This window comes from Alcanivorax sp. HI0083 (assembly GCF_001635175.1).
This window is the reverse complement of the sequence record NZ_LWFX01000774.1, coordinates 1-7,851: the sequence shown is the minus strand read 5'-3', so window position 1 is coordinate 7,851 and position 7,851 is coordinate 1. Positions and strand designations below refer to the sequence as shown.

Below are 7,851 nucleotides of genomic sequence, written 5' to 3'. Positions count from 1 at the left end.
TGTAAACAACGACGTAGACCGTGCCGGCGATCAATTCGACCGCAGACAATCAAGAGTTAAAATGGGTTTCCTGCCAAACTATATTGGTTTCAATATGAAACGAGAAATAGGTGATCTTACACTGGGCGCAAGGTCATCCTTCTGGGTCACCATTAATGACAGTGAAACTGCCGCCACCGGCACGGCTATTGATGTACGTCAGTTTTATGGAACTATTGGTGGCAGCTTCGGTGAGGTGCTTATTGGTAAAGATTTCGGGCTCTTTGCTCGTTCCAACATCCTCCGCGACGAATTGCTCATTGGGTTTGGCCATTCCAGCGATGTCGTGGGCCTCGTTGATGGCGGTGGCGTATCTTTCGGGAATATCGGCACCGGCTATCCCTACGCCTTCCCAAGCTCGCAAATCACCTGGCGGAGCCCTGAAATGGGCGGTCTAAACATTGCAGTGGGGATTCTAGACCCATACGACACCAATGAAGTGGGTGCGCCAGGCAAGGCATATCAAGACACCCCAAGAGTAGAAAGTGAAATCAGCTACCAGGCAGACATTGGAGGAATGGAAATTTATACATGGGTTAACGGTGCTTATCAAAACTCCGAAAATACAGATAATACCGTTACTGATATCACATCAGAAGGCGTAGGTTACGGCGCTCAAATCAAAGCCGCTGACTTAACCCTCACCGCTTCCGGTTTTGATGCTACAGGTATCCATCCCTTGTTCACTAATAACGCTGGCCAACTCCCACTCCAGGAAGTTGATAGCAATGGCTACCTTATACAAGCGGGTTATCAAATCGGCAAAATGCGAGTTGCGGGAACCTATGGCCGAACCGAAGATGATGGCGTTACTGGTGGAACAGCGATTGATTACGAAAATAAAGGCGTAATTATAAGTTACGCAGCCAATGATTATCTTAACCTGGTAACCAACTTCAGTCGTGTTGAGCTGGATGACGAAACAGTAGGCGAAATAGAGACAACTGACACACTTGCACTGGGTGCCACGGTAGCCTGGTAATTAATAACCTCAAATATCAAAGGGTGAGCGCCATGGCACTCACCCTTTTTTACTGAATAAAATTATGGTAAGGCTGTGTAATTCGCTTTCTCAAGCGAGCCAGAGGGATAAAATCGCCGGCTTCCACGGCAGCACTAACGTCACAAATATCGGCCTCTCTAAGTATTGTTATCGGATTAACCCCAGCCATGAAACGGTAGCGCTCATGGTAGGTAAAACACTCATTTTCAAGACGCTTCCGATACGCATTCAACCACTCAGCCAGAACCCTATCGTTACGCTCAAGACCTAGCTTATCAGCCAAATGGTGGTCACTCGATTCATCATTTTTCCATTCCATTAAATAACGGAATGAAGAATTGTAATCTGCTCCCTTCCTATGCAGGATGGACAGCCATTGGTTAATCAATACTGAATCTTCTTCTCTCGACATCATCAACCCCAAGCGAGAGCGCATTCCACATAGCATCGCTTTTTTACGCTGGTCATAAAAACTCTCCAATATGGCGTTTATTTTTTCTTCGTGCAGCAACAATCGTAATGCCCTGCCCAGCACCTCAAGTCCAAACCTGATAGATTCAGACTGGGAAGAAAATGCATATACGCTGTCAACTGCATCGCAATCTTCTGTCAGTAAAGCCTGGCAAGATTCCAGAAAAGCTCCTGCGCCGGGATCAAGAGTCACACCTAGAGCGGAAATATCATCTGTATTCAGTGTGCCAGCGACAAACCCCCAGACCTGCCACGCTGCAGCAAGATGAGCGGCGCGTTGTACAGAGTGTTTAAAAAACTGCTCCACGCTCATTTCACCACCTTCGCCATAACAACCACCAAGGTGAGCAATCAAAGCCTTCATGGCTGCAGCGTTCCCCCTGGTAGCCAGCCATTCGAAATGGCCAACTCGAGCATGAGATGGAGAAAGGCGAATCACGGTTGCAGACTTCTCCAACTGATCACGAAAAATTTTTCTTTTATGATTACAAATGCTTAGCGGAAGACTGGTTGGTATCCCGATACCATAGAGAGCGTGACTGACAAGATATTCCTTGACCGCACTACGCAACCCCAAATAGCCATCACCCCTAAGAGCATAAGGGGTTCTTCCCCCACCCTTTAAGTACATTTCCATACGACCTAACGGCGTAGCCACTTCCCCCAAGAGCAAAGACCTTGCATCACCAATACGATCGTTGAATACCCCATGGCGATGTCCTGCATACTTTTGTGCCAACGGAGACATACCCGGTAAGAGGATGCTTCCAGAATGCAGGTTTTTCAACGTTGAAACGCCTTCAACATGGGTCCGGAGCTGCTGAACATCGAGTTGCAATAAACGTAGGGCCATAGGAGAAATATCAATCAACTCTTCCACAGGTGACCATTCTGGCGCCTGGGCTGACCACAGCATGGGGGGAAGGGACTTCCAGGCATTGGCTATCGAGAGAACTGCCCACGGGTTATCTTGCTTATCAGGAAGTTCAAGCATATTTCCTTCTCACAACAATAAAAAAGCCGCCCTGAGGGCGGCAATAAGACGTCAAGACAGACGACCAGGAGAAATCATTCAGAAAAAACCAAGCGGATTGGTATCGTAGCTGACCAGCAAGTTCTTTGTTTGCTGATAATGGTCAAGGATCATCTTGTGAGTCTCACGACCGATGCCTGATTTCTTATATCCGCCAAAGGCCGCATGTGCAGGATAAGCATGGTAGCAATTAGTCCAAACACGCCCAGCCTGAATACCCCGCCCCATTCTAAAGGCAACATTCATATCCCGACTCCATACACCAGCCCCAAGGCCGAATTCGGTGTCATTGGCAATTCGCAGAGCTTCTTCCTCATCCTTAAAGGTAGTCACACCAACAACTGGACCAAAAATCTCTTCCTGGAAGACGCGCATTTTATTGTGTCCTTTAAGAAGGGTAGGCTGAATATAAAAACCGTTACCAAAATCCCCTTCAAGATATTCACTACCACCACCTGCGAGTACCGTTGCACCTTCCTCTTTAGCAATACTCATGTATGACATAATCTTGTCATACTGCTCTCGAGAAGCCTGTGCGCCTACTTGAGTTTCAGTATCAAGTGGATTACCACGTTTAATCGTCTTGATTCGTTTCAATACGCGCTCAATGAAGTCGTCGTACATACTCTCTTGAACAAGGGCACGAGAAGGACAGGTGCAAACTTCGCCTTGGTTAAAATAAGCTAAAACCAAGCCCTCAACAGCTTTATCAATAAACGACTCTTCGGCGTTCATAATATCCGCGAAGTAAACATTTGGAGATTTACCGCCCAACTCTACAGTAGAGGGGATAATATTCTCAGCAGCACACTTTAGAATGTGAGACCCAACAGGGGTTGAACCGGTAAAGGCGATTTTTGCAATTCGCTTGCTGGATGCCAGAGCCTGACCCGCCTCTTGACCGTATCCGTTCACCACATTCAGTACACCAGCAGGCAGCAAATCGCCAATACACTCCATCACCTTGAGAATGGAAACCGGGGTTTGTTCGGCAGGCTTCAATACAATGCAGTTACCCGCTGCCAGTGCTGGAGCCAACTTCCAGGCTGCCATCAAGATTGGAAAGTTCCATGGAATAATTTGCCCGACAACGCCAAGGGGTTCATGAAAGTGGTAAGCCACTGTATTTGAATCGATCTCTGCAGCAGAGCCTTCTTGAGCACGAATACAGCCAGCGAAATAACGAAAATGGTCAACGGCCAGGGGCAAATCTGCATTCAATGTTTCACGTACAGCCTTACCATTGTCCCATGTTTCTGCGACTGCAAGAGATTCAATATTTTGCTCAAGACGATCCGCGATTTTCAACAATATGTTGCTACGTTCTGTCGCTGAGGTTTTTCCCCATTCCCCAGCAACTCGGTGAGCGGCATCCAAAGCCAAATCCACGTCTTCCGCACTTGATCTGGCCACCTCACAGAAAACGTTACCATTTACCGGACTAACATTATCGAAATATTGTCCTTTCACCGGTGCAACCCACTCACCCCCAATATAGTTTTCGTAACGCTCTTTAAACGAGACAACTGAACCTTCGCTACCAGGATTTGCATAAATCATTGCCTGATTCCTCTTCTAATTGCTTGACGTCCGCGCTTTGATAAGTAGCGCCTGCATAGTCAGAATAGGATGACGAGGGCCAGGGACGCATGCTACCAAGGGAGTAATTCTTCTCCTCATTTGGTCTTAAGGGTTAACGCTTTCCCACCATGAATCTTCATATTTCCGATAGAAATGACTAATACTCCGGGTTAGCTCAAACTTTGCCATCGGAATATCAGAAAGCAGATCAGGAATATCACTATCTATAAGTTCATTAGCAGAACGTCCAGCAGCAACTCCGCCTCTCATCAGCGAGTCAAGCCATAAAAGCCATGCACGTGTCTGCTCAATCGGACCCGAATCACGAGCGAGAGGGCCATGACCGGGAATAATCACTGCTGGGTTTAGCTCTGCTAGTCGGTCTATTTCTTCCAGCCAGATATCAATTCCAGGAGAGTGAGGAGTGGTTGGTGCGCGGTTCCAAAACAGCATGTCCCCGGCAAACAGAATTTTTGTCAGAGGGTCATATACAACGAGATCATTGCCACTATGACCAGAAAACCTGATTAATTTTAGTGGGTATCCAGAAAAACTCTTCACCCCACCTTCAACAGTAACACTCGGTAAAATAACAACCGTGTCTTCGCTATATCTTCCCACACGTTCGTGCACTGTTTTGAGATAAAAATCACCATGTTTCATTAACAAATTTCGTGTCTCAGAAAGCGCCATTATCGGCACATCTGAAAATGCACTATTACCAAAGATATGATCCGGGTGATGGTGGGTATTGATCACCCAGCGAATGGGCTCATCGGTATATTCTGAAATAGCCTCTCTGAACCTCCGACCGTAAGCAGCTGTTGCCCCCGTATCGATTACCACTACCCCATTCCCCGTGGCAATGAATGAGCTGTTACTTATGTCACCCCTATTTTCTTCACTAAGCTCCTCTGGCACCCCCTGGACCATCCATACATTTTCTACAACTTGATGAATATTAAGATCTTCTCCATGCACTGGGGCCGAAATTGCCGCAAGAAACAAAGTAGCTAACGATAACAAGACTCGATAATCAAATTTGTGATTCCAGTACATTAGCATTGTTATCTCTAGCCTTCATCTTGTATGGGGTTCTTTCATCGCCTTTCATTTCAATCGTTAAAACTGGATTTTCACTAATGGAGGCATGCCATTTCATATCCGCAACCGTTTCCCCTTTACTGCTGATTTTCAGCTCTTCGATATAGAAAGGGATCTCACTGGGAAGGAGACCGCTTTCCATCGGATGAATAATCAAAAAACGAAGCCGACTACCCTGCTTGGCAGGAAACCTGCGCCCTCTAACCTGACCAAAATCTTTGGACCAATTCTTGCCGGAATTAGCGATACCTGGTGTTGAACAACCTCCCCCTGCGCCGTCAATAAAAGTGCTTCCAACATGCCATACACCCTGGCTTAACAAGGCCACCCTGACAGGAGAGCCTTGCTCCAGGCGGATATTCAACCCTACTTTTGCCAGCCCTTGTGTACCGGGGTTGTATTCAAAAACCATAGGTATAGGATTGAGCTCAACCCAAAGCAGCATTTTATCAAACTTGCCATTAAGATGACTGGCATCTATTTCTACCGGAACCTGCCCTGAGTCTTCGGCAAAATCAGGGGCGGTTATTTTCACTCTCGAGTCAAAATGTACTGGTGCGTTGGACAGATAACGATCCTGATATAGCTCCCACATGAATGAATCAAGAGGATCCTTATCTTGACGAGTATTGTTCTCTTGCGCTGAACTTATACTGATAAGTAGAAGGAACAATAGCCCGGGAAACACCATTACAGATCGCATTTTACTGTCCCATTGTTTCCATGCTGACCGTCTCAAGCCAGGTTCGGATAGCCCACAAAGCTTCCTGACTGAGATAATCGGCCATTTTCGGCATCAGAACGCGACCATTGCGCACAGCTCCATTTACAACCCGTTCTTTGTACCATTCGTCACCGTAATCACCGTTTTCCAGCTCTCGCAGATCAGGCGCTATACCTCCCGACTTGGCTTCCAGGCCATGACAAGCTGCACAGTTCTGGTTATACGCAGAGCTGCCAATATCCACAGCCAATTCATGCTGCGGATGATCTTCACGGTAAGGGTTGGTATCGCGCCACTCCTCACCAAGAGTCTCCAACCCGCGAAGATCTACGCCTTGTGGAGTCACATTACCGTGGCCATGGACCACCACAGAGCAACCTAATAAAGCCACACTTCCCACTATGCGCATCATTACATTCATACTTCACTCCAACCAATGGATTGCATTATGGAAATCAATCTAACAGCCACCTGACAGATTCAGCACTAGCCCTTCGGGCCATCATGCGTACTCCCTTAGTCGTAGCCCCAAATGGTTAGATCATTTACTTCCACTGACGGTATCTTGCAGCCCCTGATCTCTGCCTGAATGGATACACCGCGTTGCTGGGGATTCTCAAACTGGCACGCCGTAATTTCCCATGCACTGATCCCATTACCGCCAGTGCGATCAGATATTAAAACCAGAGCAGAGGCTTGCGTTATGAGGAAAACAAACTACAACCCACCGCACCGAGGGAGACTGTCCCGCATGATCGGTGTCATATCGATGTCCACCATGCTGACTGCATGCAGTAGCGGGACAGTTATTGCTGAAGAAGGTGTCACCTGGAAAGATATCGCCAATGACCATAAAACCACTGAAGATGTGCTTATGTATGGCATGGGCACCAGCGCCCAGCGATACAGCACGCTAGACGACATTAATAGCGAAAATGTCTCGATGCTTACCCCTGCGTGGTCTTACTCATTCGGTGATGAAAAGCAGCGAGGCCAGGAATCTCAAGCCCTTGTGCATGAAGGCGTGATCTACGTAACGGGTTCCTACTCCCGTGTTTTCGCTGTTGATGCTAAAACTGGAAAACGCATCTGGACTTATTCACATCGTCTACCTGACGACATTCGTCCTTGCTGTGATGTTGTAAACCGCGGTGCCGCCATTTATGGCGACAACATTTTCTTTGGCACCCTTGATGCCAGCGTAGTGGCTCTGAACAAAGACACGGGTAAGGTCGTTTGGCGTAAAAAGTTCGCCGATCATAAAGTCGGTTATACAATGACTGGCGCGCCAACCATTGTTAAAGATCAAAAAACCGGCAAAGTTCTGTTGATTCATGGCTCTTCCGGTGACGAATTTGGTGTTGTCGGGAAACTGTTTGCGCGCGACCCTGCAACGGGTGAGGAAGTCTGGATGCGTCCTTTCGTGGAAGGGCACATTGGTCGTCTTAACGGTGAAGACAGCACCCCAAGTGGCGACCCAAGGGCGCCTAGCTGGCCTGATGACCCCAATACAGAAACAGGTAAAGTGAAAGCCTGGAGCCAAGGTGGTGGTGCACCATGGCAAAGCGCTACCTTTGATGCATCAACCAATACCATCATCATCGGCGCTGGCAACCCGGCTCCCTGGAACGGCTGGGCGCGTACTGCACCAGACGGTGACCCTGCCGACTACGATAGCCTATACACATCAGGCCAAGTCGGTGTTGATCCAACTACCGGTGAAATCAAGTGGTTCTATCAACATACACCTAACGATGCCTGGGATTTCTCGGGTAATAACGAAATCGTTCTCTTTGACTACAAGGACAAGAAAGGCAAGAAACATAAAGCCGGCGCTCACGCTGACCGCAATGGTTTCTTCTATGTGACCGACCGTGCTAACGGTAAACTTCTCAA

7 protein-coding genes are annotated in these 7,851 nt (G+C 47.7%); 2 read left to right on the top strand and 5 right to left on the bottom strand.

Annotated features, from left to right (window positions below; all coding sequences use genetic code 11):
• Positions 1 to 1,021: porin (locus tag A3754_RS07575; RefSeq protein WP_063519224.1), on the top strand; the 1,021-nt coding region annotated here is incomplete at its 5' end.
• A 49-nt stretch (positions 1,022 to 1,070) separates the two neighbouring features.
• On the opposite strand, the gene A3754_RS07570 is transcribed toward A3754_RS07575, so the two are convergent.
• From A3754_RS07570 to pedF, 5 genes are all read right to left on the bottom strand, one after another.
• Positions 1,071 to 2,507 carry a protein adenylyltransferase SelO family protein gene (locus tag A3754_RS07570; protein WP_063519222.1) on the bottom strand — a complete coding sequence of 479 codons (1,437 nt, stop codon included), beginning with the start codon at positions 2,505 to 2,507 and terminating at the stop codon, positions 1,071 to 1,073.
• A gap of 78 nt (positions 2,508 to 2,585) precedes the next feature.
• A complete protein-coding gene (locus A3754_RS07565) occupies positions 2,586 to 4,106 on the bottom strand; it encodes an aldehyde dehydrogenase family protein (protein WP_063519221.1) in 1,521 nt (506 codons plus the stop codon).
• A 126-nt stretch (positions 4,107 to 4,232) separates the two neighbouring features.
• A complete protein-coding gene (locus tag A3754_RS26045) occupies positions 4,233 to 5,192 on the bottom strand; it encodes a quinoprotein relay system zinc metallohydrolase 1 (RefSeq protein ID WP_082872280.1) in 960 nt (319 codons plus the stop codon).
• Positions 5,164 to 5,934 (bottom strand): quinoprotein dehydrogenase-associated SoxYZ-like carrier, encoded by a 771-nt coding sequence (locus A3754_RS07560; RefSeq protein ID WP_231880543.1) that lies wholly within the window; start codon positions 5,932 to 5,934, stop codon positions 5,164 to 5,166. Before A3754_RS07560 ends, A3754_RS26045 begins: the two co-directional genes overlap by 29 nt.
• Before the next feature lies 1 nt (position 5,935).
• Positions 5,936 to 6,367, bottom strand: a complete 432-nt coding sequence (gene pedF, locus A3754_RS07555; protein WP_063539295.1) for a cytochrome c-550 PedF — start codon at positions 6,365 to 6,367, stop codon at positions 5,936 to 5,938.
• Between the two features lie 357 nt (positions 6,368 to 6,724).
• Between pedF and A3754_RS07550 the strand changes: the two genes are divergently transcribed.
• Positions 6,725 to 7,851: PQQ-dependent dehydrogenase, methanol/ethanol family (locus A3754_RS07550; RefSeq protein WP_369817590.1), on the top strand; the 1,127-nt coding region annotated here is incomplete at its 3' end.

What these genes read in the sequence shown, in the direction of transcription:
- A3754_RS07570 (WP_063519222.1), bottom strand. Translation starts at nt 2,507, where the DNA reads ATGCTTGAACTTCCTGATAAGCAAGATAACCCGTGGGCAGTTCTCTCG.
- A3754_RS07565 (WP_063519221.1), bottom strand. Translation starts at nt 4,106, where the DNA reads ATGATTTATGCAAATCCTGGTAGCGAAGGTTCAGTTGTCTCGTTTAAA.
- A3754_RS26045 (WP_082872280.1), bottom strand. Translation starts at nt 5,192, where the DNA reads ATGCTAATGTACTGGAATCACAAATTTGATTATCGAGTCTTGTTATCG.
- A3754_RS07560 (WP_231880543.1), bottom strand. Translation starts at nt 5,934, where the DNA reads ATGCGATCTGTAATGGTGTTTCCCGGGCTATTGTTCCTTCTACTTATC.
- pedF (WP_063539295.1), bottom strand. Translation starts at nt 6,367, where the DNA reads ATGATGCGCATAGTGGGAAGTGTGGCTTTATTAGGTTGCTCTGTGGTG.